This is a genomic window from Pseudomonas sp. UBA3153 (assembly GCF_002364635.1).
Lineage (GTDB): Bacteria > Pseudomonadota > Gammaproteobacteria > Pseudomonadales > Pseudomonadaceae > Pseudomonas_O > Pseudomonas_O kuykendallii.
The window spans coordinates 58,080-80,068 of record NZ_DEYR01000033.1 but is presented as its reverse complement, the minus strand read 5'-3'; the positions used below and the strand labels follow the sequence as shown (position 1 = coordinate 80,068).

Genomic DNA, 21,989 nt, shown 5'->3' with positions numbered 1-21,989 from the left:
GACCGCCAGGGCCGCGTGCTCTACGTCGGCACCTTCTGCAAGATCACCTTTCCAGCGCTGCGCCTGGGCTATCTGGTGCTGCCGGCGAACCTCGCCCAGCCCTTCGCCCGGCGCCGCGCGCTTGACATGCGCCACTCGGAAATCGGCACCCAGGCGGTGATGGCGGAGTTCATCGCCGCCGGGCATTTCCAGCGCCATATCCGCCGCATGCGCAGCGCCGCCCGCAGCCGCCGCGACGCCCTGCTGGCCGGTTGGCCGGACGCCATACCGGGCTGCGCGCCGATGCCGGCGGTGGACGCCGGCCTGCACCTCTGCGTGCGCGTCGACAGCCTGGCCCGCGAACGCCAGTTGATCGGCGCCGCCGAACGCGTCGGCGTGGAAATCAATGCCCTGAGCCGCTACTGGCTACCCGACAGCGACACCCCGCAGGAGGCACGCGCCGGTCTGGTCCTCGGCTTCGCCGCCGTGCCGGAAGCGGAGATCCGCCGCGCGCTGGATGCCCTGCGCCAGGCGTGGAAAACTCCGCCCGCGTCACCAGAGGAATGAGCGAAGCGAAAGGCCGGCGGACGAATCGCAGGCAAAAAAAAAGCAGCTCGATGCACGAGCTGCCAAGTGAGAAAGCGTTCACATGGAAAGGAGCCAATCCAAACGGTCGCGAATCCAGACGACCGACTGCATCCTAAGCCGGATGCAAGGCAGTTTCGTGACAGCGACGCCGGCGGCCGTGAAGGCGGGCTCAGTGGCCCTGCCAGCTGCAGCGATCTCGACCAGAGGCGCCCTCACGGCCGATCTTCAGAGTTCATTAAGGTTCGTTTTCGATAGTGCCCCCAGCGAATTACCCCTGGAGGAGATGTCGATGATCGATACCGAGTGGCACACCGCGTTTCCGTTGAGCTTCGGCGCGGATATGCAGCGTCCGCTGGCGCTGTCGCTGACGCGCGAACAGGACCCTGGCCGGACGACGGTCGAGGCCTTCATCCGGGAGCGCTTCGCGGCGGTGCATCGCGCCGACATTCATCATTTCATGCCCGAGCTGATGGCCCTGCACGATCGCCAGGGCCAGCTCTGCGCTGCGGTCGGCGCCCGCCTGGGCAGAACCGGCCCGATGTTCATCGAGCAGTACCTGCAAAATCCGATGGAACAGGTCGTTTCACTCATCGCCGGCGAACCGGTGGAGCGCCGCTGCATCGTCGAAGTCGGCAACCTCGCGGCGCGCAACGCCGGCAGCGCCCGGCTGATCATCGTCGCGATGACCTGGCTGCTGGCCCGCCACGGGCTGGAATGGGTGGTGTTCACCGGCGCCGCGACGCTGATCAACAGCTTCCAGCGCCTGGGTCTCGAGCCTCTTCTGCTGTGCGACGCCGACCCGGAGAGACTGGGCGCGGACCAGGGCACGTGGGGGAACTACTACAGCCAGCATCCGCATGTCTATGCCGGCGATATCCGCTTCGGCCTGGAACAGCTGGAGAGCAGCGGAGTGCTGGCCCGCCTGGGTTTTCCTTTTTTTGACCCGAGGCACTGCCATGCGGCGTGAACTCACGGCGCTGCACGCCGCGCTGCAGAACCACCGGCACCTCCGCCGGTCGACCTATGCGCTGATCGGGGACAGCAGCCGCTTCGATTACCAGCAGCTGTGGGAAGGGGTCGAGCTGCGCCGCGCCTTGCTCGAAGCGCAACGAGGTCAGGTGTTCGCACTGGTGATGGACAACAGCCCCGAAGCCGTACTCTGGGACCTGGCGGCGTTGTTCAGCGGTTTGCCCTGCGTGACCCTTCCGCCGTTCTTTACCCAGGCCCAGCGCGTCCACTGTTTCGACCAGAGCCAGGTGGATATCGCGATCGCCGACGAGGCAATGGCGGAGGACATGCGGCGCGCGGGCTTTCACCGCGACGGTGCTTTCTGGCGCCGGGCAAGGAGCGCCGATCCGGAGATACCCGCGGGCACCGCGAAGATCACCTACACCTCAGGCACCACCGGCACCCCCAAGGGCGTATGCCTGAGTGCGGATGCCCTGATGCGGGTAGCACGGGAGCTGGAGCACGCGAGCCGCCCGGCCGCGCCGGAACGCTATCTGGCGGTGCTGCCGATGGCGGTGCTACTGGAGAACCTGGGCATCTACGCGGCACTGCTGGCCGGGGCGAGCATCAGCGTATTCTCCCAGCAACAGCTGGGCATCCACGGCGCCACGGGCGTGGAATGGCGGCGTCTGCTTGGCGCGCTGGTAACCAGCGGCGCGCAGAGCCTGATTCTGGTGCCGCAATTACTGCTCGGCCTGGTCACGGCGATCGAGCGCAAGCAGCTGTCCGCCGGGCAATTCCGCTTCGTCGCGGTGGGCGGCGCGCGGGTCTCGGACGATCTGCTGCAGCGCGCCGCGCAGGTCGATCTGCCGGTGTATCAGGGCTACGGGCTGTCCGAGTGCGCCTCGGTGGTCTGCCTCAACCGCCCCGGGCACGATCGCCCCGGCAGCGTCGGGCGGCCGTTGCGGCACGTGGCGGTGCGGCTGGCGGATGACGGCGAAGTGCTGGTCAGCGGCTCCGCCTTGCTGGGCTATCTCGGCGAGCAGCCCTTCAGCGGCGACTGGCTGCATACCGGGGACATCGGCAAGTTCGATGCGGACGGCTACCTGTACCTGCAGGGACGCAAGAAGCACCAGTTCATCACCAGCTTCGGCCGCAACGTCAACCCGGACTGGGTCGAGGCCGAGCTGACCCAGCGCGGCACCATCGCCCAGGCGTTCGTGCACGGCGAGGGCCTGCGCCAGAACCTGGCCTTGCTCTGGCCGCTGGACCCCACATGCAGCGACGAGACGCTGGCCGCGACCGTCGCCCAGGCCAACGCGCACCTGCCGGACTACGCCCAGGTGCATGCCTGGCAACGCCTGGCCGAACCCTTCACCCCGGACAACGGCTTGCTCACCAGCAACGGCCGGCTGCGCCGGGAGGCGATCCTGTCGCGCTACCGCGACCTTCTTTCAGAACGCGTCACCCCGTGAGGTCACACCATGAATTTCTTCGACGAACTGCAAGCCGCCACCGCCCAGGAACGCCAGACCCTGTTCAGCCTGCCGGTGATTCGCGAAGCCCTGGCCGGCGATGTCAGCCTGGACAGCTACCGGGCGTTCCTTACCCAGGCCTATTACCACGTGCGTCATACGGTGCCGCTGATGATGGCCTGCGGCGCCCGTCTGCCCGCCCGCCTGGAGTGGCTGCGCGGCGCGGTGTGCGAATACATCGAGGAGGAATATGGCCACGAGAAGTGGATCCTCGATGACATCCAGGCCTGTGGTGGCGACGCCGACGCGGTGCGCGACGGACAACCCTCGATGGCGATCGAACTGATGGTCGGCTTTCTCTACGACCTGATCGCGCGGGGTAACCCGGTCGGTCTGTTCGGCATGGTCAACGTGCTGGAGGGCACCAGCATCGCCCTGGCCACTCAGGCGGCCAGCACCCTGCAGCAACGGCTGGGGTTGCCGGAGCGCGCCTTCAGCTACCTGTCCTCCCATGGCGCGCTGGACATAGGCCACATGGACACCTACCGCGACCTGATGAACCAACTGGAAGATCCCGAGGACAAGAAGGCGGTGATCCACGCCAGCAAGGTTGTCTACCACCTCTACAGCGAGATGTTCCGCGGCCTTCCACGCAGCCAGACGCGGGCGACGGCCACCGAGGTGCGGCATGCGGCTGTCTGACTGCCGGGTGGTTCTCACCGGCGCCACGGGCGGCATCGGCCTGGCGCTGGTCGAACAGCTCTGCGAGGGTGGCGCGCAAGTGCTGGCGGTGAGCCGTCAGCCTGACGCCCTGGCGGCGCTGGTGGCACGCTATCCGCTGCAACTGCATCAGGTCAGCGCCGACCTGCGCACCAGCGCGGGCCGGCAGGCCATCGTGGAGGCAGCGCGTCACCTGGGAGGGGTGAACCTCCTGCTAAACGGCGCCGGGGTGAACCGTTTCGCCCTGCTCGAACAACTCGACGACGCGGAGATCGCCGACATGCTGGCGGTCAACCTGGTCGCCAGCATGCAGCTGACCCGCGCCCTGTTGCCGATTCTGCGCGGCCAACCGCATGCGCTGGTGGTCAACGTCGGGTCCACCTACGGCTCCATCGGCTATCCCGGTTATGCCGTGTACTGCGCGAGCAAGTTCGCCCTGCGCGGTTTTTCCGAGGCGCTGCGCCGGGAGCTTGCCGACACCGCGGTGAACGTGCTGTACGTGGCCCCGCGCGCCACCCGCACCGGCATGAACAGTAGCGCCGCCATGGCCCTCAACGAAGCCCTCAAGACCAGCGTCGACGAGCCGCAGCACGTGGCCAGCGAAGTCATGGGCGCCATTGGCAAGAACCTCAACGAGTTGTACCTGGGCTGGCCGGAAAAACTGTTCGTCCGCCTGAATGGGCTTCTGCCCGGCGTCGTCGACCGTGCCCTGCGCAAACAGCTGCCGGTCATTCGCCGCTTCATTCAATTACAGGAGAATCAGCCCCGATGAACAAGGCCTCCCTCAGCGCCCTCGCCGCCCTGCTTTGCCTGCTTGGCCAAACCCCGGCCTGGGCCCTCGACCAGGCCGACAGCCAGCGCCTGCTCGGCATCCAGCAGCGCTGGGCGCAGGTGCAGTACGAAACGCCGGAAAAACAGAAGGCGGCCGAGTTCGAGAAGCTCGCCGCGCAGGCCCAGGCGTTCACCGAGGAACGGCCCGCAGCCGCCGAGGCCTGGATATGGAACGGCATCGTGGTGAGCAGCTGGGCGGGAGCCGAAGGGGGACTTGGCGCGCTGGGCAAAGCCAGGCAGTCGAAGGCGATGCTGGAAAAAGCGCTGGAACTGGAACCGACGGCGTTGCAAGGTTCGGCCTACACCAGCCTCGCCGCGCTGTATGACCGCGTACCGCGCTGGCCCATAGGTTTCGGCGATGTCGACAAGGCTGACGCGTTGCTGCATGAGGCCCTGCGCATCAATCCGCACGGTATCGATAGTCTGTACTTCTGGGGCGATCATCTGTACCGCGAAGGAAAATACGCCGAGGCCAAGGCCGCGCTGATCCAGGCCAGACAGGCTGCGCCCAGGCCAGGCCGCGAACTCGCCGACGAAGGCCGGCGCCGCGATATCGATGCTTTACTCAAGGATATCGAACCCAAGCTCGATTGATTGCCCAGCCCGTAAGGATGCCCATGCGTTTGCTGCTCGTGGAAGATGACACCGCCCTCGGTGAGGGCGTACGCGCCGGTTTGCGCGCCGAGGGTTACACCGTGGACTGGCTGCAGGACGGCGTCAGCGCGGTGCATGCGCTGCTCAGCGAATCCTTCGACCTGCTGGTCCTGGACTTGGGCTTGCCCCGCCTCGGCGGCATCCAGGTGTTGCAGCAGATCCGCCAGCAGGCCAGCACCCTGCCGGTGCTCATCCTCACGGCGCGGGACGACACCGAGGACCGCATCGCCGGCCTTGATGCCGGCGCGGACGACTACCTGGTCAAGCCCTTCGACCTCAATGAACTCAAGGCCCGCCTGCGCGCACTGCTGCGCCGCAGTAGCGGGCGTGCCCAGGTGGTGATCGAGCACGCGGGAATCAGCCTCGACCCCACCACCCAGCAGGTGCGCTACCGCGACGCGCCGGTGGTTCTCACGCCCCGGGAATACACGCTGCTGCACGAGCTGTTGTCGCAACCGGGCAAGGTGTTTACCCGCGAGCGGCTCACCCAACTGCTGTACGGCTGGGACGAGGAAGCCGAAAGCAACACCCTCGAGGTGCACATTCACCATCTGCGCAAGAAGCTGTTTCCCGAGCTGATCCGCACCGTGCGCGGCATCGGCTATCGGGTGGAGGGCTGAGATGACTTCGTTGCGCCATCGCACCCTGTGGCTGGTCCTGGCGCTGCTGATCCTAGGCACCCTGACCATCACCCTCTATAACTTCCACGACAGCAGCCACGAAATCACCGAGATCTACGACGCCCAGCTGGCGCAAAGCGCCCGACTGCTGCAGGGTATCGTGCAGATGCCGTTGCCCGACGAGCAGCGCCAGCAGCTCTACGAGGCCTTCAACACCGCGCTGAGCCAGGCGGGACGGCACAAGGTCGGCCATCCCTACGAAGGCAAGATGGCCTTCCAGGTCTGGGACCTGCAGGGCAAGAGCCTGGTGCGCTCGGCCAGCGCTCCGGTGTTCGATGAGGTGCCGGGCGCTCCGGGGTTCGCCGAAGTGAGCATCCAGGGAGTCGGCTGGCACGGTTTCCTGTTGCCGGACGAGAAACGCGGCCTGCGCATCTGGGTCGGCGAGCGCGACGATGTCCGTCAGGACCTGGTCGACCGGATCGTGCGGCACACGCTGATCCCCAACCTGATCGGCCTGGTCCTGCTCGCGGTGCTGGTCTGGCAGGCCGTCGGCTGGGGGCTCCGGCCGTTGCAGAACATGGCACAGGTCATTCGCGGCCGGCACGCCGAGTCGCTCGAGCCACTGCTGCTGACCCCGCTGCCCCGGGAACTGGAACCGATGCAGGCCGCGCTGAACCGGCTGCTGTCGCAGGTCGGCCACCTCCTGCAACGCGAACGGCGCTTCATCGGCGATGCGGCCCATGAAATGCGCACGCCGCTGGCGATCCTGCGCATCCATGTGCAGAACGCCCTGGAGGCGCAAGACGATGAAACCCGCGAGCAGGCCTTGCGCTTCCTGCTGGGCGGCGTTGACCGACTGACCCGGGTGGTCAACCAGCTGCTGACCATGGCGAGGGTGGAGCCCGAGACGGCGCGCCAGGGCTGGCAGCCGGTAAACATCGAGAGCGAGGTGCGCAAGACCCTGGCCGAACTCACCCCGCTGCTGCTGGACAAGGGGCTCGAGCTGTCCCTGGAGGTGGCCGCCGGCCGCTACGAAACCCGCAGCGACGCGCAAGCCATAGGCATCGCCCTGCAGAACCTGGTGACCAATGCGGCCAACTTCTCGCCCGCCGGTGGCGAGGTCACCGTGCAGCTCGGGGAGGCCGGTGGCGACCGCTTCGTGCTGAGCGTTCGTGACCGGGGGCCGGGTATCGACGAGGCAAAGATCGAACGCCTCTTCGAGCGTTTCTACAGTCGCGACAACCCCAATGGCGCAGGCCTCGGGCTGTCGATCGTGGAGATGATCGCCAAACGCCTGGGCGGCAGCATCGCACTGGAAAACCACCCGCAAGGCGGGCTGCTCGCCAGCCTTTCGATCCCGCGCAGCAGCTGACGCGGCCAGGACCAACACGGCCGAGCTTCAGACTCCGTTAAGCCAGGCCCGGATACTTCCCGCAACCAACGGCCACTCGGGGTGGCCACTCACTCACGAGGGGCATATGGCCGATCTCATCCGTTCCACCGTCAATCATCCGCGGGCCGCCGACACCCTGGTTCCCGCCCGCTATGCCCGCACTTCCCGGTGGTTGCACTGGCTGATGGCCGGGCTGGTGATCCTGGCGTACATCCTGATCAATTGCCGCGGCTGGTTTCCCAAGGGCAGCACGCCGAGAACGCTGTTCGTCCAGGGGCATTTCTGGATCGGCCTGCTGGTTCTGGCGCTCGTCCTGCCCAGGCTGCTCGCGCGCCTGCGCTCCCCGGCGCCGCCACTGCAGCCACCGCTTGCGCCGCTTATGCAACTGCTCTCCAAGGTGACTCACCTGGCGCTCTACGGCTTCCTGCTGGTACAGCCGCTGATGGGCCTGATGGTCGTGCTGCTGGAGCGAGGCGGCATTCCGCTGGGCGGCCTAACCCTCGCTTCGCCCTTTGCGCTGGACAAGGCGATGGCGGAGAACATCGAAGCCGCCCATGTCTTCCTCGGCGAAGCGTTCTACTACGTCATCGGCCTGCACATCGCCGCCGCGCTCTGGCATCACTTCTACCTGCGGGACAGCGTGCTCAAACGCATGCTCTAGCGTTCGCCGCCCGCGCATCGGCGCCTTCCCGGCAGCTCGTCCGCCAGCGCCGATTTGCCTTTGACAGGGCCGGGAAAACCGCCACACTCACCGGCCTTTTCGCGCGGGGAATGCCCCGCGCCGGAGTGCGATTCCGTCCTCGCCAGGCGCCCTCCCCGCAGACAGGCTGACGCTGGCTACTCTACTTCGAGAAACCGGCGGCAGAACGACTGCCGGGCGCCCGCTGCCGATTCCGTCGGCCTACCGGACCTTCGCCGCCCACTCAGAGCCGTCGCGTGATCCATGCAGAGTCCTGATTCCACCGTTGCGATTGCCCTCGTGGCGCGCTCCGTTTTTCCCTGCCTGATGCTGGCCCTGGCGCTCTGGCCGCGTCGCCTGCCGCGAAGGCGTGCGCTGCTGGAGTTCGCCGCCCTCGAAGTGCTGGGCCTGGTCACGCCCAACCTGCTCTGGCTACCCCTGGCGCTGGCCTATGGCGTGGCGGTCGCGCTGGATCGCGCCTTCTACGCCCGACTGGGCTGGCCTGTGGATGCCGATGCACTGCGCTTCGCCCGGCGCGAACCCGCCAATGCGAAGTTGCTGTTGCGCCAGGAACTCGGCGCGAGCGACGGGTTGCTCCTGCTGGCCGTGCTGGGCGCCTGCCTGCTGGCGGCCACCGGCCCGGCGTTCGCCGCGCCCGGTGGTCTCCTCGTCGTCCTCTGGGCCGGCTACCTGGGCGTGAACGGCCTGTCGCTGCGGCGCGGGTCACCCAGGCTGCCGGTGCCCAATCTGATCCTGGCATGGTGGAAAAGCCGCCGCGAACCTGAACGGGTCGCCGGGCTGGCGGCAGCGCAGCGCGAGGAACTCCCCCGCCCCACCGCCGGGCCCTTCAGCTCAACCCGGCCCAACGTGCTGCTGATCGTCTGCGAGAGCCTGTCCAGGCGCGTGCTGGAAAGCCCGGCCGGGCGCGAGGCGACGCCGCGGTACCAGGCGTTCGTCAGGCAGGAGATCGACTCGGGGCGGCTGGTCGACTTCCCCCAGGCGCTGGCCAACTCATCGAGCAGCGACATCGCCTATGCCAGCCTTTTCACCGGCCTGTCGCCCGAGCAATCCTGGGAGCGTTTCCACCGCACGCCGTTGCTCTGGGATGTCGCCAAGTCGCGGGGCTACCACACCTCGTTCTACAGCTCGCAAAGCCTCGACTGGTGCGGCCTCGAGGCCTTCCTGATCGGCCCTTCGCTGGACCGCGCCGTTTACCGCGAGGTGCTCGGCGAGCAGGCCGTGAACGACATGGCGATGGATGATCGCGTACTGAACCGCTACCTGACGGCCGAACTGCCGCGCTGCGACGCGCCGTTCTTCTCGGTGGTCAACTACAACATGCTGCACGCGCCGTTCAGCCCCCAGGGCGGCGACCGGCCGACGCGCACGCCCTCCGCGCTCGCCGACTACCTCGACGCGCTGCGCCTCTTCGACGCCTGCCTGGGCGAGTTGCTGGACAGCCTCTCGGCCAGCGGCCAGCTGGGCAACACACTGATCGCCTTCACCGCCGACCACGGCGAGACGCCGGAGCGCTACGACCGCCAGCAGGCGCGGCGCATGCCGCTGCGCCTCGACCAGCTGGACCTCGACAACCTGTCGGTGCCGTTCTGGCTGCGCTGGCCGGCCAACGCCCTCGACCACGCGCAATGCCGGCAGTTGCGGGCCAACGTCGAGGTCACCGTGAGCCATATCGACCTGTATCCGACGTTGCTGCAACTGTTCGGCGTCGACCTCGAAACGCGCCAGCGCCTGGGCTCGGGACAAAGCCTGCTGGCGCCCATCGGCGCCGGCAGGACCCTGCTGATGCACAACACCAGCGCGTTCCGCCAATGGGCCTGCGAACCCTTCGCCCTGAGTCGCCAGCACTGGCTGCTGATCTACCACGACCTGACGCGGCACTTCGAATTGCTCGACCTCAGGAACCCTGAGCTCGGCGACCACTGGGAGCGGCTGGAACCCGAGGAGCGGGTGGCGTGGCTGGCCGAGCTGGCGGGCCACCCGCTGGCTGCCGAAATTCTTGCGCGGCGCCAGTTGCTCGCCCCGCCTCCGCCGGTCTCGGCGGTCGCCGCGCAATACGACGAGCTGGCCAGGGACAGCGAGCGAAGCGACCTGCACGAACTGAACAACTGGGTGCTGTTTTCGCGTAGCGACTGGCAGGCCTTCTGCCAGAACTGCGCGCGCTTCATCGGCGTGCAGGACGGCGACCGGGTGTTCGAGGCGGGCTGCGGCTCAGGCGCGTTCCTCCACGCCTTGCAGGCACACTGGCATATCGGGATCGACGGCATGGACCTGTCGGCCGAGCTGATCAGGGTCGCCCAGTCCCGATTGCAGGGCGAGTTCTGGGTGGGCGACGTGCAGGACCTCTCCCGCGCGACCGCCAATCACTACGACAAGGTAATCTCCAACGCGGTGTTCCTCTACCTGCCGTCGCAGGCGGCGTGCGAGCGGGCCGCTCTGGAGATGGTCCGCCTGGCCCGTCCCGGCGGGCTGATCTACATCGGCCTGCTCAACGACCCGGAACGCCTGGGCCGCTATCGCAGCGAGCACCGACCTTCGGGCAACGCCTTCTTGCGCCGCAGCTTCTGGCACGACCTGGGCGAACGGCATGGGCTAGCGGTGGAAACCGTGGACCAGGACGCCCTGTACAGCAAGGCGGACGGCTACGACGCCCACGCCCGGCTGCGCTATTCGGTGCGCATGCGCAAACCCGTCGCGGGCCCGAATGGCTGAACTCGGCGCGCCCCGGTCAGGAGCGGGCGAGGTGCTGGCGGAGGTGCGGCACGCGGCTTGCGCCGGCCACTAAATTGCCTGCCCGGTCATGGTGGGGAGAGCGCAGGTAGCCGATGGCGTCCAGAGGCGCGCCATTCTCCTTTCGATCAGGCGTTGCCCCCAACCATCCGCAGACGCGTCCCTGATGAAGCCGGGCACGCCACCTGCAGGCGTCCTAGCGTGGTCACCTCCAGCGAGCCGGTCAGTTGGACATAGAGACAGGCAGTGGCCATCAAAAATCGTCCTCCGCCATTTTCCTGAGTCGAACCCGATGCTCGTCGCTACCCGGCGAAGAGACAGGGAAGACCTCGTCCAGCAGCCCGAGATGCCACAGGACCGACAGGTAGCCGCGCATCTCGACCGTCGGCGTACCTGCCTCGATCTTCCCTCACTCCGGGAAGGTCAGCGCGTTGCCTGGCGCCTCGCGGTAGATGTGTAGGAAGTTCAGGTGGCGCTCGTAGTGGTCGAGGATGTCGTTGATCACCTGGTTCTTGCTGTAGTCCATCAGGTCGTTGCCTTGTGTGCCTTCGCGCAGGAAGGTCTCCAGGCGGAAGTAATGCGACTTGCCGGCGCGGGCGCGGTAGGTGAAGCCCGGCACCACGTATTCCTGCGGCCAGATCTGGTAGACGAAGTTCTGCTCGTCGCCCAGCAGCACCAGCAGCTCCAGGTGGCTGAGTTTCTCGTCGCCGGTCGGCGGATGTTCGGAGAACTGCACCTTGGCGCCGCGCAGTTCCAGCTCCTGCGCCACTTCCTGCATCGCCGGGCGGCAGACGCTGTCGAGCATCTTCTGCGTGTGCGAGGTGCCGGGGAAATGCATCACCCGCGACAGGCGCTGCTTCCAGTTCAGCGAGGCGTCCACCGACATGCTGGCGAGCGGCTGCAGGTTGCTGGCCTTGCGGTAGTCCTCCAGGCGCAGCGATTTGTACAGCCCGGCCATCACGAAGAACATCACGAAGCTGAACGGCAGGCCCATGATCACCGTGGTGTTCTGCAGCGCGGTGATGCCGTCGGTCATCAGCATGCCCAGGGTCAGCAGGCCGATGGTCACCGACCAGAAGATGCGCAGCCAATTGGGCGCGTCGCTGTTGATGTCGGCGAGCCGCGAGGTGAAGTTGCCCAGCACCAGCGAGCCGGAATCCGCGGAGGTCACGTAGAACAGCAGCCCGGTGATGGTCGCCACCGAGGCGCTGAGGGTGAAGCCCGGATACTGCGCCAGCAGGCTGTAGACGCCGCGCTCCGGGTGGGCGATGACCTCGTTGGCGAAGGCCAGGTTGCCGTGGAAGATCTGGTACAGCGCGCTGTTGCCGAAGATCGACAGCCACAGCAGGGTGAACACGAACGGGATGATCAGCGTGCCGAGGACGAACTGGCGAATCGTCCGCCCGCGCGAGATGCGCGCCAGGAACAGCCCGACGAAGGGCGCCCAGGCCACCCACCAGGCCCAGAAGAACAGCGTCCAGCTGTTCATCCACTCGGTCGGCCGGTCGAAGGCGAAGCTGTTCAGCGTCATGCCGAGGAAGCGGTTGACGTAGTCGCCGATGTTCAGCACCAGCGCGTTGAGCAGGAACTCGGTGTGGCCGAAGAACAGCAGGAAAAGCAGCAGCCCCAGCGCCAGCAGCACGTTGAGTTCGGAAAGGATACGGATGCCCTTGTTCACCCCGGAGGTGACCGAGATCGTCGCCATCACCACCGACAGCAGGATCAGCGCGCCCTGCACCGTGAGGTTTTCCGGCAGGTCGAAGAGCACCTTCAGCCCGTAGTTCAGCTGCACCACGCCGATGCCCAGGGTGGTGGCGATGCCGAAGATGGTGCCGACCACCGCGGCTATGTCGACGCTGTGGCCGATCGGCCCGTCGATGCGTTTGCCGAAGATCGGGTACAGCGAGGAGCGGATCGTCAGCGGTAGGTTGTAGCGGTAGCTGAAGTAGCCGAGCGCGATGCCCATCAGCGCGTACATCGACCAGCCCGTCAGGCCGTAGTGGAACAGCGTCCAGACCATCGCCTGGCGCGCCGCCTCCACCGTCTGCCCCTCGCCTTCGGGCGGCAGCATGTACTGGGTCACCGGCTCGGCCACCGAGAAGAACATCAGGTCGATGCCGATGCCGGCGGCGAACAGCATCGCCGACCAGCTGAGCAGGCTGAATTCGGGCTTGGACTGCTCCGGGCCGAGCTTGATGGCACCGAAGCGCGAGCTCGCCACGAAGAGCACGAAGACGATGTAGAGCGTGGCCGCCAGCAGGTAGTACCAGCCGAAGGTGGACGACACCCAGCTCAGCACCGCGCCAATGGTTCGCCCCGACACCTCGGTGAAGAACACGGTCATCAGCGTGAAGGCGAGGATCAGCCCCGCGGCGGTGAAGAAGACCGCCTTGTTGAGCGAATCTCTGGGTTTCGTCTGGAGGTCGGTCGAAGGCATGTTTTCCCCTGGAAGGTCCCTTGGATGAGTCGCAGCGCGATCCGTGTCCGGCGTGGCCCGCCGGTGGCCTCCGGCGCCTGTGGAGAGCGGCCCGGAGCCGCGATTACCGGGCTGTTGAGCCAGGAAGATAGACGCCTCGTCGGCCGCTTCGTTCAGGCGCGAAGCAGGCGGCGGCGAGCAGGACGTCGCGCGGATCGACGCTGAGGCGGAGGTGAAATATACTTTTTATTAATTGAACGTTCAATTAAAAACGACTAGATTGAAGGGGTGATGCCATCGGCCGCCGCGTCCGCAGAACACGCCCGGCCACCCCAAATTCCGCGCCAGGAGAAGCACATGCCGAAAGTGGGAATGCAGCCGATACGCCGGCAGCAGCTGATCGAAGCGACGCTCGCCGCCGTCAACGAAGTGGGCATGCACGAGGCGTCGATCTCGCAGATCGCACGCCGCGCCGGCGTGTCCAACGGCATCATCAGCCACTACTTCAGCGACAAGAACGGCTTGCTGGAAGCGACCATGCGCTACCTGCTGACGCATCTGGGCAGCGCCGTGCGCACGCGTCTCGACGCCCTCGCCGACCGCTCGCCCCAGGCCCGCCTGCGGGCGATCGCGCTGGCCAACTTCGACGACAGCCAGACCAACGCCGCGGCGATGAAGACCTGGCTGGCGTTCTGGGCCAGCAGCATGCATCACCCGCAGCTGTACCGGCTGCAGCAGGTGAACAGCCGCCGGCTGTACTCGAACCTCTGTTACGAGTTCCGCCGCTTCCTGCCGCGCGACGAGGCGCGCCTGGCGGCGCAGGGCCTTGCCGGCCTGATCGACGGATTGTGGCTGCGCAGCGTGCTCAGCGGTGAACCCTTCGACCTGTCGCAGGCTCTGCTGATAGTCGATCGCTACATCGCTTCGCAACCGTAGGGTGCGCCACGCGCACCGCCGGCAACCGCGCATTCCCTGGTGCGCACGGCGCGCCCTACAGCGACACCGGTACCCGTAGGGTGCGCCGCGCGCGCCGCCGGGCAACGCCACATTCGCTGCGGCGCGCAGCGCGCCCTGCGACCAGCAATCCACCCAATGAGAGGAGCCTTCATGTCCCGCTTTGGCGTGCAACAACTCCACATCGACGGTCGCTATCAGAGCAGCAGCGGTAGCGAGACCTTCGAGGCCATCAACCCGGCCAACGGCGAGGTGATCGCCGAACTGCAGGCGGCGACGCGCGCCGACGTCGACCGCGCCGTCGAGGCCGCGCAGCGCGGACAGAAGGTCTGGGCGGCCATGACCGCGATGCAGCGCTCGCGCATCCTGCGTCGCGCCGTCGACCTGCTGCGCGAGCGCAACGACGCGCTGGCCGAACTGGAAACCCTCGACACCGGCAAGGCGCTGTCGGAAACCACCGCGGTGGACATCGTCACCGGCGCCGACGTGCTGGAGTACTACGCCGGGCTGATCCCGGCCCTCGAGGGCCTGCAGGTTCCGCTGCGCGAGGGTTCCTTCGTCTACACCCGCCGCGAGCCGCTGGGCGTGGTCGCCGGGATCGGCGCCTGGAACTACCCGATCCAGATCGCCCTGTGGAAATCCGCGCCGGCCCTGGCGGCCGGCAACGCGATGATCTTCAAGCCCAGTGAAGTCACCTCGCTGACGGCGCTCAAGCTGGCTGAGATCTACAGCGAAGCAGGCCTGCCGGATGGCGTGTTCAACGTGCTCACCGGCAGCGGCGCCGAGGTCGGCCAGGCGCTCGCCGAGCATCCGGGCATCGCCAAGGTCTCCTTCACCGGCGGCGTCGCCACCGGCAAGAAGGTGATGGCCAGCGCCTCGGCCTCGACGCTCAAGGAAGTGACCATGGAGCTGGGCGGCAAGTCGCCGCTGATCGTCTTCGAGGATGCCGACCTCGACCGCGCCGCCGACATCTCGCTGATGGCCAACTTCTACAGCTCCGGGCAAGTCTGCACCAACGGCACGCGGGTCTTCGTACCGCGCGCGCTGCAGGCGGCGTTCGAGGCCAAGGTGGTGGAACGGGTGAAGCGCATCCGCCTCGGCGACCCGCTGGATGCGCGCGTCAACTTCGGCCCGCTGGTGAGCTTCGCGCACATGGAGTCGGTGCTGCGCTACATCGAGAGCGGCAAGCGTGAAGGCGCGCGCCTGCTGATCGGCGGCGGGCGCGTGACGGAAGGCGAGCTGGGCAAAGGTGCGTTCGTCGCACCCACGGTGTTCAGCGACTGCACCGACGACATGCAGATCGTCCGCGAGGAAATCTTCGGCCCGGTGATGAGCATCCTCACCTACGACAGCGAAGAGGAGGTCATCCGCCGCGCCAACGACACCGACTACGGCCTCGCCGCCGGCCTGGTGACCCGTGACCTCGCCCGCGCGCACCGGGTGATCCATCGCTTGCAGGCCGGCATCTGCTGGATCAACACCTGGGGCGAATCCGCGCCGGAAATGCCGGTGGGCGGCTACAAGCACTCCGGTGTCGGCCGTGAGAACGGCGTCGCCACGCTGGAACACTACACGCAGATCAAATCGGTGCAGGTCGAGCTGGGCGATTTCGCCTCGGTGTTCTGAATGCCTGCCGGCCCCGCGGGGCCACCCGAGCCGGACAATGCGAAAGGAGGTTTCATGCAGTACGACTACATCATCATCGGCGCCGGCTCGGCCGGTAACGTCCTCGCCGCGCGCCTGAGCGAAGACCGCGACGTCAGCGTGCTGCTGCTGGAAGCCGGCGGTCCCGACTACCGGATGGACTTCCGCACGCAGATGCCCGCCGCCCTCGCCTTCCCCTTGCAGGGCCGCCGCTACAACTGGGCCTATCTGACCGATCCCGAGCCGCACATGAACAACCGCCGCATGGAGTGCGGCCGTGGCAAAGGGCTGGGCGGGTCGTCGCTGATCAACGGCATGTGCTACATCCGCGGCAACGCGATGGACTTCGACAACTGGGCGAAGGAACCGGGCCTGGAGGACTGGACCTACCAGGACTGCCTGCCGTATTTCCGCAAGGCAGAGAGCCGCGACACCGGCGCCAACGACTTCCACGGCGGCGACGGCCCGGTCAGCGTGACCACGCCGAAAGCGGGCAACAACCCGCTGTTCGAGGCGATGATCCAGGCCGGCGTGGAAGCCGGTTACCCGCGCACCGACGACCTCAACGGCTACCAGCAGGAAGGCTTCGGCCCGATGGACCGCACCGTCACGCCGAACGGCCGCCGCGCCAGCACCGCACGCGGCTACCTCGACCAGGCCAAATCGCGCCCCAACCTGACCATCGTCACCCACGCGATGACCGACCGCATCCTCTTCGAGGGCACGCGCGCCGTGGGCGTCAGCTACCAGAGGGGCCACCTGAAGGAAGCGGTCAGCGTGCGGGCGAAACGCGAAGTGCTGCTGTGCGGCGGCGCCATCGCCTCGCCGCAGATTCTCCAGCGCTCCGGCGTCGGCCCGGCCGACCTGCTGCAACGCCTTGGCATCGAGCTGGTGCACGAATTGCCGGGCGTCGGCGAGAACCTCCAGGACCATCTGGAGATGTACCTGCAATACAGCTGCACCCTGCCGGTTTCGCTGTATCCGGCCCTCAAGTGGTACAACCAGCCGGCGATCGGCGCGCAGTGGCTGTTCGCCGGCAGCGGCATCGGCGCCAGCAACCAGTTCGAGGCCGGCGGCTTCATCCGCAGCCGCGAGGAGTTCGAGTGGCCGAACATCCAGTACCACTTCCTGCCGGTGGCGATCAATTACAACGGCAGCAACGCGGTGGAAGAGCACGGCTTCCAGGCCCACGTCGGCTCGATGCGCTCGCCCAGCCGCGGCCGCGTGCAAGTGAAGTCCAAGGACCCGCACGAGCACCCGAGCATCCTCTTCAACTACATGTCCAGCGAGCAGGACTGGCAGGAGTTCCGCGACGCCATCCGCATCACCCGCGAGATCATGGCGCAGCCGGCGCTCGACCCGTACCGCGGCCGCGAGATCAGCCCCGGCGTCGAGGTGCAGAGCGACGAACAGCTGGACGCCTTCGTCCGTGAACACGCGGAAACCGCCTACCACCCCTCCTGCACCTGCAAGATGGGCAGCGACGCGATGGCGGTGGTGGACGGCCAGGGCCGGGTGCACGGGGTGCAGGGCCTGCGCGTGGTGGACGCCTCGATCATGCCGCAGATCATCACCGGCAACCTCAACGCCACCACCATCATGATCGCCGAGAAGATCGCCGATCGGATTCGCGGCGTCACGCCCCTGCCGCGCAGCGAAACGCGCTACTACAAGGCCGATGGCGCGCCGCTGCGCCAGCCCCCGCGCCGCGCGCTGGGCTGATCGAAACGCCGAAGAGGCAACGAAAAAGGCGATCCAGACGGATCGCCTTTTTCGTAAGTGCCGCTGACGCCGCTGTGCGAACGAATCGCCACCGTTCGGCCCCGCGCACCCGTCGCTCAGCAGTGGGCAAGCGCCACTGCGGATGGCTATGATCGGACCCATGACGCCTCCGCCGACCCGCCAACCCTGCCCGCCCGGCGCCTGCAACTGCGAGCGCGAACGCCTGCACGAAACCCCGGGCGCCGACCTGCGCATCCTCGGTCTCAACCGCAGCGAGGAAAAGCGCCTGCTCGAACGCCTGGAGAATCTCGCCGACCTTCCCGACCTCGAACACATGCAGCGGCGCATGTACGAGCAACTCGGCATCCGCCTAGAGATAGGCCCCGGCTTCAACGAAGTGCGCAGCATGCGCGGCCTGCAGATCCAGATCGATCCCCTGCCTGGCCTCTGTCGCAAAACCCGCCAGTCGATCCCTTCGGCGATCCGCCGGGCGCTGGAAAAACGCCCCGAAATCGCCTATCGCCTGCTCGACGCCAACGACCTGTTGCGCGACGCCTGAAGCGCCCCGGCGCCGCGTCGGTCGTTCGCACTAGCCTTGCAGCAGCCCGTCCAGCTCGCCGCGACGCTCCAGGGCGGCCAGGTCGTCGAAACCGCCGACGTGCAGTTCGCCGATGTAGATCTGCGGCACCGTCCGGCGCCGGGTGCGCTCCATCATCTGCGCCAGGGCCTGCGGCGAGGACGCCACGTCGATCTCGTTCGGGGTGACGCCCTTGCGCGCCAGCAACGACTTGGCGTTGACGCAGTAGGGGCAGTGACTCGTGCTGTAGAGGGTTACCGGTTTCATTGCGCTTGCTCCTCTGTCTGCCGTGCTCACAGGCTTACGGGCGGAAAGTCGACGTCGGTGGCGGCGACGTTGTTGAGGTAGTTGGTCAGCGTGAGCAGGGTGACCTGGGCGATCAGCTCGACGATCTTCGCATCGCTCAAACCGCCGGCGCGTGCCGCGGCGAGTTGCGCATCGCTGACCTGGCCACGGCTCTCGGTCACCTGCCGGGCGAACAGCGCCAGCGCGCTCAGACGCCCCTGTCGTGCTTCGCCGATGGCCTCGGCGTCGAGCCCGGCCTTGCCGGCGAACAGCGTATGCGCGGCCAGGCAGTATTCGCAGCCGTTGACCTGCGATGTGGCGAGGGCGACCGTCTCGCGCTCCGCGGCGCTGAGCGAACTCTTCGCCATGGCCCCGGCCAATGCCAGGTAACCGCCCAGGGCCGCAGGCGAATGGGCCAGGGTCTTGAACGCGTTGGGGAGGAAACCGAGGCTCTTCTGCAGGGCTTCCAGTTGTGCGCGGGAAGCGGCGGGAGCTTGTTCGAGGGGCAGTGCGGCAATGCGGGTCATGATGATTCTCCAGTCGGTGGCGGGTCGCCGATCGACAACCCTTGGAACCGATGGTAGGCAGCCGGCCTTTCCTTTTGGATTCAAATCGTCGAAGTTATGCGACTGATCGTCTAAACGAGGAAACCAGACATGGATCGACTCTCCGCCCTCATGGAGCACTTCAGCCTGCACGCCTCGGCGTTCCACCTGGGTGGCTTCTGCGGTATCAGCGGTTTCACCGGCAAGGAGCAACGCGGCTACATCCACCTGCTGCGTTCGGGGAGAATCAGCTTTCGCGAGGGCAACGGCCCGCCCACCGTCATCGACAGGCCCAGCCTGGTGTTGCTGGCGCGGCCGCAGGCGCACCAGCTGGTGGCGGGCGAAGCCGATCACGCGGAGCTGGTCTGCGCGACGCTGAATTTCGACGGTGGCGTCGACAACCCGCTGTCACAGGCGCTGCCCAGCCACATCGTGCTGCCGCTGGACGAGCTGCCGACGCTGAGCGGCAGCCTGGACTGGCTGTTCCGCGAGGCGTTCGGCGAGGATTGCGGGCGCGACGCGATCCTCAACCGGCTGATCGAGCTGATGCTGATCCAGCTGTTCCGGCAACTGATGAACGAGGGCGCGATCTCCACCGGGATGATGGCCGGGCTCGCCGACCTGCGCCTGGCGCGGGCGATGACGCTGATGCACGACCAGCCTGCCCGGCCCTGGTCGGTCGCCGAGCTGGCCAGTGCCGCGAGCATGTCGCGCGCCAGCTTCGCGGCCCGTTTCCACAAGGTGGTGGGCAGCACGCCGGCGAACTACCTCGCCGGTTGGCGCGTCAGTCTGGCGCAGAAACGTCTGCGCGAAGGACGCCCGATCGCCCTGATCGCCGACGAAGTGGGTTACGAAAGCCCGTCCGCGCTGGCCCGGGCGTTCCGTCGCAAGGTCGGGGCAAGCCCCAGCGAATGGACGCAGCGGATCGGCGCCGCCGGCTAGAAACCCGAAGCGCCGCCCGGACCACCGCCCCCCCAGGTCGAGGGCGGCGCTCCACCGCACCTGATCAGCCGGCGCTCTTCGCCTTGTGCGCCGCCAGGTAGGGCGCGAGCCGCGCGCCCATCTCCGCGCCCAGCGCCTGCAACGCGCTCATTGGCCGGACCATCACCTCGAAATCGACGATCTTGCCGCTTTCGTCGAAGCGGATCATGTCGATGCCCTTGAGCTCCTTGCCACCCACCTGGGCGCTGAACTCCAGCACCACGTTCAGCCCGTCGGCGCTCGCCAGCTGGCGGTGATAGGTGAAGTTCTCGAAGACCTGGATCACCGTGTTGAGAATCGTCGCCACGACCGGCGCACCCGGATAGGCGCTGTGCGCCATCGGCGAGCGGAACACCACGCTCGGTGCCAGCAGTTCCGGCAGCGCACTCAGGTCGGCGTCGGCCACCATCGCGTGCCAGCGTTGCAGGGAGGTTGCCGCGGGCGGCTGGAGTTGCAGGTCGCTCATGTCTGTACCTTCTTCTTGTTGTCGGAGCCGCCAGCGCGGCGGCGGATTGCGCTGTTGGCGCACTACGGGTTCGCTGCAGCGCTATCCCGGATAACGCTGCAAGCTCCGGATGGCACGAGATTACGGAGCGCAACTTATCACTGTCAAGATTCTTCCGCATGTTAGGATTCCGCCTCCTCCCGTGCTCAGCGACCGCCCATGCCGACCGCCCCGAAGAAAGCCTCGCCGCGCAAGCGCGATACCTACCACGTCGGCAACCTAGCCCCGCAACTGCTCGATGCGGCCCGCCGGCTGCTGGATGAAGAAGGCCCGGGAAAACTGTCGCTGCGCGCCGTGTCCGAACGCGTCGGCGTGAGCCCCACCGCCGCCTATCACCACTTCGCCAGCCGCGGTGAACTGCTCGCCCACCTCGCCGCCCAGGGCTTTCGCGAACTCAGCCAGGTGCTCGCGGACGACAGGGAGGACAGTGGGCAACTGCTGCAGGTGTGCCTGGCCTATTTCCGCTTCGCCCGCGGCAACCCGGCGATCTACCAGTTGATGTTCGGCGCCGAGTTCATCAGCGGCGAAACCCTCCCCGCCCTGGCCGAAGCACGGGACGAAGCCTTCGGCCGACTGGAACGGATCATCGCCGACGAACTCGCCAGGCCCGAGGACTCCTCCGAAGTGCGCGCCGCCGCGCTGGCCAGCTGGTCCTACATCCACGGCCTGGCCTCGCTGATGATCCACGGCGTCATCCAGGTCCCGGACGCGGTCAGCGATGAGCGTCTGGTGGAGCTGACGCTGGGAGGATTGAAACGGGTGTTCCTGGGAGCCTGAACCCGGGCGGCCCCGGCGATGCGTCGGTGCGCCTCGGTGGGCGCGTTTCAGTGGCTGCCGAGCATGTCGTTGGCCAGCTCCACGAGCGCGCGCAGACGGTCAAGGCGCCGCATGTCCTGGTGGTAGCCCATCCAGATATCCCGCGGTGGCGGTGCTTCGCCGAGGTCGATGCGCGTCAGGCCCGGCAGCTGGTCGCCCAGCAGGCGCGGCAGCACCGCGATTCCCAGCCCCTGCGCGCACATCCGCGCCTGCACGGTACGGCTGCTGCTGGTGAACGCCGTGCGCGCGGCGGGCAGCATGCGCTGGACCCACAGCACATCGGGGTAGTACGCCTGCGCGGTGTTCATCAGGATCAGCGTGCAGCCCGAGCCATCCAGGCCGGGCTCGAAGGGTAAGGCGGCGCTGGTATACAGACCGTAGGGCATGCTCATCAGCCGGCGCTGCACGATGTCCGGCTGGTCGAACGGCACGATGCGAAAGGCGATGTCCGCTTCGCGACGGGTGAGGTCCGATAGCCGCATTCCGGCGATCACCTCGGGCACTACCGCGGGATAGCGGCGCACCAGTTCGCCCAGCACCGGTGCGAGCACGTAGCCGGCGAACCAGTCGGCGGAAGAAATGCGCAGGATGCCTTCGGGCTGCTCACCGCTGCCATCGATGCGCCGGGCGATGGCCAGGGCGCTGCTCTCCATTTCCTCCGCAAGGCTCAGGATGCCCTCGCCGATCGCCGTCGGGACGAGGCCTTCGCCGGTGCGCCGGAAGAAGGCCTGGCCGCTGGCCTGCTCCAGTGCCTGCAAACGCCTGCCCACGGTGGGGTGGCTGACGCCCAGTTGCCTGGCCGCAGCGCCCAGGGAGCCGGCGCGGGCTATCGCCAGGAAAAACCGCAAGTCGTCCCAATCCACCCCGCCACCCCTTACAAAAATGAACGCGCAATGTGCAGCGATGGCA

Annotated in this window: 20 protein-coding genes and 1 pseudogene; 16 read left to right on the top strand and 5 right to left on the bottom strand. The window is 67.1% G+C overall.

Annotated features, from left to right (window positions below; all coding sequences use genetic code 11):
• The 10 genes and pseudogenes from B2X67_RS07955 to B2X67_RS07910 all read left to right on the top strand — a co-directional run.
• Nucleotides 1–546, top strand: a pseudogene (locus tag B2X67_RS07955) (PLP-dependent aminotransferase family protein); the annotation flags it as partial.
• Nucleotides 547–628: 82 nt separating this feature from the next.
• Nucleotides 629–1,534, top strand: coding sequence for a thermostable hemolysin (locus B2X67_RS07950; RefSeq protein WP_312206375.1), 906 nt, complete (start codon nt 629–631; stop codon nt 1,532–1,534).
• Nucleotides 1,524–2,990, top strand: coding sequence for an AMP-binding protein (locus B2X67_RS07945; protein WP_286785164.1), 1,467 nt, complete (start codon nt 1,524–1,526; stop codon nt 2,988–2,990). The genes B2X67_RS07950 and B2X67_RS07945 overlap by 11 nt, the downstream gene beginning before the upstream one ends.
• Before the next feature lie 9 nt (nt 2,991–2,999).
• Entirely contained in the window at nt 3,000–3,692 is a 693-nt protein-coding gene (locus tag B2X67_RS07940) for a TenA family transcriptional regulator (protein ID WP_286785163.1), read from the top strand.
• Entirely contained in the window at nt 3,679–4,482 is an 804-nt protein-coding gene (locus B2X67_RS07935) for an SDR family oxidoreductase (RefSeq protein ID WP_286785162.1), read from the top strand. Before B2X67_RS07940 ends, B2X67_RS07935 begins: the two co-directional genes overlap by 14 nt.
• The gene (locus B2X67_RS07930; RefSeq protein WP_286785161.1) at nt 4,479–5,135 is read left to right on the top strand and encodes a hypothetical protein; all 657 of its coding nucleotides are present in this window, start codon (nt 4,479–4,481) and stop codon (nt 5,133–5,135) included. The genes B2X67_RS07935 and B2X67_RS07930 overlap by 4 nt, the downstream gene beginning before the upstream one ends.
• A 23-nt stretch (nt 5,136–5,158) precedes the next feature.
• The gene (locus B2X67_RS07925) at nt 5,159–5,815 is read left to right on the top strand and encodes a response regulator (RefSeq protein ID WP_090231567.1); all 657 of its coding nucleotides are present in this window, start codon (nt 5,159–5,161) and stop codon (nt 5,813–5,815) included.
• Nucleotide 5,816: 1 nt separating this feature from the next.
• Nucleotides 5,817–7,187, top strand: a complete 1,371-nt coding sequence (locus B2X67_RS07920; RefSeq protein ID WP_286785160.1) for a sensor histidine kinase — start codon at nt 5,817–5,819, stop codon at nt 7,185–7,187.
• A 106-nt stretch (nt 7,188–7,293) separates the two neighbouring features.
• Nucleotides 7,294–7,869 carry a cytochrome b gene (locus B2X67_RS07915; RefSeq protein ID WP_286785159.1) on the top strand — a complete coding sequence of 192 codons (576 nt, stop codon included), beginning with the start codon at nt 7,294–7,296 and terminating at the stop codon, nt 7,867–7,869.
• A gap of 318 nt (nt 7,870–8,187) precedes the next feature.
• Nucleotides 8,188–10,617 (top strand): sulfatase-like hydrolase/transferase, encoded by a 2,430-nt coding sequence (locus tag B2X67_RS07910; RefSeq protein ID WP_286785158.1) that lies wholly within the window; start codon nt 8,188–8,190, stop codon nt 10,615–10,617.
• A 427-nt stretch (nt 10,618–11,044) separates the two neighbouring features.
• Here the strand turns inward: B2X67_RS07910 and B2X67_RS07905 are convergent, their stop codons facing one another.
• Entirely contained in the window at nt 11,045–13,072 is a 2,028-nt protein-coding gene (locus B2X67_RS07905) for a choline transporter (protein ID WP_286785157.1), read from the bottom strand.
• 336 nt (nt 13,073–13,408) lie between these two features.
• On the opposite strand from B2X67_RS07905, the gene betI reads away from it, so the two are divergent.
• The 4 genes from betI to B2X67_RS07885 all read left to right on the top strand — a co-directional run bounded on the left by betI (nt 13,409) and on the right by B2X67_RS07885 (nt 17,930).
• A complete protein-coding gene (gene betI / locus B2X67_RS07900; RefSeq protein ID WP_282338812.1) occupies nt 13,409–13,987 on the top strand; it encodes a transcriptional regulator BetI in 579 nt (192 codons plus the stop codon).
• Nucleotides 13,988–14,158: 171 nt separating this feature from the next.
• Nucleotides 14,159–15,631, top strand: coding sequence for a betaine-aldehyde dehydrogenase (gene betB / locus B2X67_RS07895; RefSeq protein WP_286785156.1), 1,473 nt, complete (start codon nt 14,159–14,161; stop codon nt 15,629–15,631).
• A gap of 54 nt (nt 15,632–15,685) precedes the next feature.
• Complete coding sequence (gene betA, locus B2X67_RS07890; RefSeq protein WP_286785155.1) at nt 15,686–17,371, top strand: choline dehydrogenase; 1,686 nt, start codon at nt 15,686–15,688, stop codon at nt 17,369–17,371.
• 160 nt (nt 17,372–17,531) lie between these two features.
• Complete coding sequence (locus B2X67_RS07885; protein ID WP_286785154.1) at nt 17,532–17,930, top strand: hypothetical protein; 399 nt, start codon at nt 17,532–17,534, stop codon at nt 17,928–17,930.
• Nucleotides 17,931–17,960: 30 nt separating this feature from the next.
• On the opposite strand, the gene grxC is transcribed toward B2X67_RS07885, so the two are convergent.
• Entirely contained in the window at nt 17,961–18,215 is a 255-nt protein-coding gene (gene grxC / locus B2X67_RS07880; protein ID WP_286785153.1) for a glutaredoxin 3, read from the bottom strand.
• Nucleotides 18,216–18,241: 26 nt separating this feature from the next.
• The gene (locus B2X67_RS07875) at nt 18,242–18,760 is read right to left on the bottom strand and encodes a carboxymuconolactone decarboxylase family protein (RefSeq protein ID WP_286785152.1); all 519 of its coding nucleotides are present in this window, start codon (nt 18,758–18,760) and stop codon (nt 18,242–18,244) included.
• Nucleotides 18,761–18,889: 129 nt separating this feature from the next.
• On the opposite strand from B2X67_RS07875, the gene B2X67_RS07870 reads away from it, so the two are divergent.
• On the top strand, nt 18,890–19,720 hold the full coding sequence (locus B2X67_RS07870) for an AraC family transcriptional regulator (protein ID WP_286785151.1): 831 nt from the start codon (nt 18,890–18,892) through the stop codon (nt 19,718–19,720).
• Between the two features lie 64 nt (nt 19,721–19,784).
• Here the strand turns inward: B2X67_RS07870 and B2X67_RS07865 are convergent, their stop codons facing one another.
• Complete coding sequence (locus B2X67_RS07865) at nt 19,785–20,225, bottom strand: nuclear transport factor 2 family protein (protein WP_286785150.1); 441 nt, start codon at nt 20,223–20,225, stop codon at nt 19,785–19,787.
• A gap of 198 nt (nt 20,226–20,423) precedes the next feature.
• Here B2X67_RS07865 and B2X67_RS07860 point away from each other — a divergent pair, with 198 nt between their 5' ends.
• Nucleotides 20,424–21,041 carry a TetR/AcrR family transcriptional regulator gene (locus tag B2X67_RS07860; protein WP_286785149.1) on the top strand — a complete coding sequence of 206 codons (618 nt, stop codon included), beginning with the start codon at nt 20,424–20,426 and terminating at the stop codon, nt 21,039–21,041.
• A gap of 47 nt (nt 21,042–21,088) precedes the next feature.
• Here the strand turns inward: B2X67_RS07860 and B2X67_RS07855 are convergent, their stop codons facing one another.
• Entirely contained in the window at nt 21,089–21,943 is an 855-nt protein-coding gene (locus B2X67_RS07855) for a LysR family transcriptional regulator (RefSeq protein WP_286785148.1), read from the bottom strand.
• Nucleotides 21,944–21,989: the final 46 nt, after the last annotated feature.

What these genes read in the sequence shown, in the direction of transcription:
- B2X67_RS07950 (WP_312206375.1), top strand. Translation starts at nt 629, where the DNA reads ATGGAAAGGAGCCAATCCAAACGGTCGCGAATCCAGACGACCGACTGC.
- B2X67_RS07945 (WP_286785164.1), top strand. Translation starts at nt 1,524, where the DNA reads ATGCGGCGTGAACTCACGGCGCTGCACGCCGCGCTGCAGAACCACCGG.
- B2X67_RS07940 (WP_286785163.1), top strand. Translation starts at nt 3,000, where the DNA reads ATGAATTTCTTCGACGAACTGCAAGCCGCCACCGCCCAGGAACGCCAG.
- B2X67_RS07935 (WP_286785162.1), top strand. Translation starts at nt 3,679, where the DNA reads ATGCGGCTGTCTGACTGCCGGGTGGTTCTCACCGGCGCCACGGGCGGC.
- B2X67_RS07930 (WP_286785161.1), top strand. Translation starts at nt 4,479, where the DNA reads ATGAACAAGGCCTCCCTCAGCGCCCTCGCCGCCCTGCTTTGCCTGCTT.
- B2X67_RS07925 (WP_090231567.1), top strand. Translation starts at nt 5,159, where the DNA reads ATGCGTTTGCTGCTCGTGGAAGATGACACCGCCCTCGGTGAGGGCGTA.
- B2X67_RS07920 (WP_286785160.1), top strand. Translation starts at nt 5,817, where the DNA reads ATGACTTCGTTGCGCCATCGCACCCTGTGGCTGGTCCTGGCGCTGCTG.
- B2X67_RS07915 (WP_286785159.1), top strand. Translation starts at nt 7,294, where the DNA reads ATGGCCGATCTCATCCGTTCCACCGTCAATCATCCGCGGGCCGCCGAC.
- B2X67_RS07905 (WP_286785157.1), bottom strand. Translation starts at nt 13,072, where the DNA reads ATGCCTTCGACCGACCTCCAGACGAAACCCAGAGATTCGCTCAACAAG.
- betI (WP_282338812.1), top strand. Translation starts at nt 13,409, where the DNA reads ATGCCGAAAGTGGGAATGCAGCCGATACGCCGGCAGCAGCTGATCGAA.
- betB (WP_286785156.1), top strand. Translation starts at nt 14,159, where the DNA reads ATGTCCCGCTTTGGCGTGCAACAACTCCACATCGACGGTCGCTATCAG.
- betA (WP_286785155.1), top strand. Translation starts at nt 15,686, where the DNA reads ATGCAGTACGACTACATCATCATCGGCGCCGGCTCGGCCGGTAACGTC.
- B2X67_RS07885 (WP_286785154.1), top strand. Translation starts at nt 17,532, where the DNA reads ATGACGCCTCCGCCGACCCGCCAACCCTGCCCGCCCGGCGCCTGCAAC.
- grxC (WP_286785153.1), bottom strand. Translation starts at nt 18,215, where the DNA reads ATGAAACCGGTAACCCTCTACAGCACGAGTCACTGCCCCTACTGCGTC.
- B2X67_RS07875 (WP_286785152.1), bottom strand. Translation starts at nt 18,760, where the DNA reads ATGACCCGCATTGCCGCACTGCCCCTCGAACAAGCTCCCGCCGCTTCC.
- B2X67_RS07870 (WP_286785151.1), top strand. Translation starts at nt 18,890, where the DNA reads ATGGATCGACTCTCCGCCCTCATGGAGCACTTCAGCCTGCACGCCTCG.
- B2X67_RS07865 (WP_286785150.1), bottom strand. Translation starts at nt 20,225, where the DNA reads ATGAGCGACCTGCAACTCCAGCCGCCCGCGGCAACCTCCCTGCAACGC.
- B2X67_RS07860 (WP_286785149.1), top strand. Translation starts at nt 20,424, where the DNA reads ATGCCGACCGCCCCGAAGAAAGCCTCGCCGCGCAAGCGCGATACCTAC.